This window comes from Lentiprolixibacter sp. (assembly GCF_982873095.1).
In genome coordinates, this window is the sequence record NZ_CEYNTP010000271.1 from 1 (window position 1) to 3422 (window position 3422).

The following is a 3422-nucleotide window of genomic DNA, read 5'->3' on the forward strand; positions in this document are numbered from 1 at the left end:
GCTATTCATTTTGAATACTGAGCTTTAAGTAGCCAACGCTTCAATCGGGGGTGTGGTTTTTGTAGTTTTCCATCCGAGGTAACCGGCTATCAGGGTCATTGTCATTCCTATAAACATCAACCATGCACCTGCAGCTGGCAGGGAGGTGACATCAAAGTTGAGCATTTTCGTATGTCCAAACAGAGGCGGTTTATAGGACATTGGAGTACCATCAGGATTGGTCAGTTTCATAATGGCATTTGGGTCCAGGTTGGTCCCGTAATCTACCATCCACTCATTGAAATCATACATCCCAAGGATGCCCAGAACGGACATCAGCAGGAACCAGCCAAAGAACCATTTATATCCTATTTTTCTGGAATATCCCAGGATACCAGTAAGGACGCCAAGAGTAATCATTCCCCCAACGACTATGGGAAAAACACCGAATTCCCACATGTCTTCATCCTTCGGCAGGGTCTTCATTCCTATGTAGTGGTTCAGACCGTCTATGTTTTGAATGTCAAATTCGCTTACGCCCCTTAATCCATTGATATGAATATTCATTCCAAGGGGTTCAGGGTATTGAGGCGCCCCAAGCATAATATTCCACAGGGGCAGGAAGTATAATCCCAAAAGGAACAAAGGCCCCAGGATCATTAGTATACTCGCTTTTCTCATAGTTTTTTGCTAGTGTTTGGTTTGGGAAGGAAAAGGAAAAGCGGGCAGGTTTTATCATGCAGCCCGCTTCCCCATTTTATCCAAAAAATCCCAGAACCTTATTATTCTCCAACGGACCAGGCCAAATCAATGCTGGCATTAGCTGGAGATACCCTTACATATCCCTGCATCTCCTGGTGTAATGCAGAGCAGAAATCGGTACAATAAAATGGCCATACCCCAACTTGTTTTGGCTCCCAGACTATGGTCTTTGTCTGCCCTGGCATAACAAGTATTTCCGATGTGTTGGCACCTATGGCAGCAAACCCGTGGGGCACGTCAAAATCCTGCTCGTGGTTGGTCACATGGAAGAATACTTTATCTCCCACTTTAACACCTTCTATGTTATCCGGAGTAAAGTGGCTGCGGATAGTGGACATGTAGATGTGGACCTCTTTGCCGTTGCGTTCCACGCGGGCATCAGCTGGTGACTTGATACCATAGGGATGGTTGTTTTCATCCAATCGGTAAATTTTCTTGGAATTGGGTTTTAACAACTCTGCTGGGCAGCCGGCCGCATAGTGGGGTTCCCCGTGTGTGGGAAAGTCATATAACAATTCCATCTTCTCCCCTGATATATCATAAATCTGGGCAGAGTGCTCCATTTCCGGCCCTGTTGGGAGATAACGGTCTTTGGTGATCTTGTTCATCGCAACCACGTATTTCCCAAAGGGTTTCCTGGAGTTTCCTCCCGGGATCATCAAGTGGCCTACTGAATAGAAAGTGGGTTTACGGTCTACTACTTCCCAGGATTCCAGTTGCCATTTCACGACCTCTGAAGAAATAAAGAAAGTAGTGTACGCATTTCCATTCCCATCAAACTCTGTATGTAATGGTCCAAGGCCTCCACTTTTCACTACTCCTGCAAGCACCTTTTCGAAATTTAAGATGGGTATCCCGTAAGCCTCCCCCTCAAATTCTTCTGCTTCTATGGCAGCGAGCATTTTGTCAAAAGAGTGTACGGTGATATCAGCTGAAAGCTTACCGGAGCCAATGATGTACTGTCCAGACGGATCTACATCACAACCATGAGGAGACTTGGGTGTGGGAAGCAGATAAACTGCACCAGGAACCTGGGTAGGATCAACTGTGAGCACTTCCTTCTTCATGGTTGAAGTGGCCATATGCCTGCTTTCATCATATACATTGTGCGCATAATTCGCGGGCACCATAGTTCCTCCGCCGTTGCTTATGTATTCCTCGATTTTCTTCCAGTTAATAGCCGCAATGAAGTCTTTGTCGTTCTGTGAAGCATTAACTTCAAGAAGGGAACTTGCCTCTTCCGTATTATAGGTAGAGAAGAAGAACCACCCGTGAGAATCCCCTCTTCCAGGATGGGAAAGGTCATAGTTGAATCCGGGCATTATAACCTGGAATTTGATTTCCATGTGCCCGTGTTCGGGATCGACACTAATAAAGGTCAAAGCGCCTTTAAAGTTCCCTTTGTATTCATTTATGGGCATATCCCGTTGCGGTACAGGTACGGAAAACCGGGTACCTGCTACTACGTATTCCGTATTTTCGGTAATGAAAGACGAGCTGTGGTTCCCCGCACTGTTGGGCACCTCTATGATTTCTTCTGTTTCAAAGGTGCTCAGGCTGATACGGGCAATTCGCGGGGTATTATTACCGTTGACAAAGATCCAGCGACCGTCCAATTCCCCATTCGTCTGTGAAATGTCTGGATGGTGAAGGTCATCCCAGGGAACAAATCCATGAGATGTATTCAGCAAGGGCTTGGATTCTTCAGAATATCCGTATCCGGATGTCGGGAATTGGGAAAAGACCGGGATCTCCTTGAACATCCTTCCTGAAGGAAGACCATATACAGTTAAGTTCCCGCTGTATCCTCCCGAGAGGAAAGCATAATATTGATCCTGTTCCCCGGGTGCTACATAAACTTTTTCTGCAGCACTGGAAGACAGGGCGCCATTTGAACTGCCTCCCCCCTGGTTACAAGCGGTAAAAAGCAGTGCCATTCCTGAAAGGGCTACTGCTATCTTAAGGGTAAATCGTTTCATAGTGTTTTATTGTTAATTGATTGGTAAATTATTCTTGTGGGGGCAGCATGACCTTGTCCACTACATGTATGATCCCGTTGCTCGCGGGAACGCTGGCGATAATTTTGGCACCTCCAACAAAGACATCTTCTCCTTTAACTTCAACAGTTACGTTCTGGTCATTGGCCTGACCCAGTTTTGTGAACTTCTTCAGGAACTCCTTACTGTAATTCCCCGGGGTAACATGGTATTTCAAAATGTTTGCCAGGGCGTCCTTGTTTTCCGGTTTTAGGAGATCTTCCACCGTTCCGGCCGGCAGGGCATCGAAGGCATCGTTCGTTGGGGCAAAAACCATTAGTGGTCCTGCATTGACCAGGGCATTTTCCAAATCCGCGGCCTGTACAGCAGCCACGAGTGTAGAATGATCCGGAGACTTAACGGCGATGTTAAGGACATTAGGTTCAGAAGTTTCATCCTCAATAAAGGCCTGACCCTGCTCTTTGCTCACTTCGATTCCGGAGGTCGTGTCACCAGACAAAGACGTTTTATTGGGGTCGGTTTTGCACCCCAATATTAATAGAATAGCCAGTAGCACTGACCATGCTATGGGTTGGTTGCTCATTTTCATATTGTGCTATTTTAAGGTTCTGAAATATTCAAGGACGGCTCGCGCCTGATCTTCGGTAAGCCCCTGGTTGGCCATGGGGGATCCGTTAAATTCTA

At 46.5% G+C, this 3422-nt stretch carries 3 protein-coding genes and 1 pseudogene; all 4 read right to left on the minus strand.

From position 1 onward, the window contains the following. Positions 1–24: 24 nt before the first annotated feature. On the minus strand, positions 25–660 hold the full coding sequence (locus tag AC4E7D_RS12980) for a hypothetical protein (RefSeq protein WP_490174215.1): 636 nt from the start codon (positions 658–660) through the stop codon (positions 25–27). 101 nt (positions 661–761) lie between these two features. Beyond that, the gene (nosZ, locus tag AC4E7D_RS12985; protein WP_490174216.1) at positions 762–2720 is read right to left on the minus strand and encodes a Sec-dependent nitrous-oxide reductase; all 1959 of its coding nucleotides are present in this window, start codon (positions 2718–2720) and stop codon (positions 762–764) included. Between the two features lie 28 nt (positions 2721–2748). Beyond that, positions 2749–3327 (minus strand): fasciclin domain-containing protein, encoded by a 579-nt coding sequence (locus tag AC4E7D_RS12990; protein WP_490174217.1) that lies wholly within the window; start codon positions 3325–3327, stop codon positions 2749–2751. 6 nt (positions 3328–3333) lie between these two features. Beyond that, positions 3334–3422: pseudogene (locus tag AC4E7D_RS12995) on the minus strand (c-type cytochrome); the annotation flags it as partial.

Coding starts and splice junctions, on each gene's coding strand:
- AC4E7D_RS12980 (WP_490174215.1), bottom strand. CDS start 660: ATGAGAAAAGCGAGTATACTAATGATCCTGGGGCCTTTGTTCCTTTTG.
- nosZ (WP_490174216.1), bottom strand. CDS start 2,720: ATGAAACGATTTACCCTTAAGATAGCAGTAGCCCTTTCAGGAATGGCA.
- AC4E7D_RS12990 (WP_490174217.1), bottom strand. CDS start 3,327: ATGAAAATGAGCAACCAACCCATAGCATGGTCAGTGCTACTGGCTATT.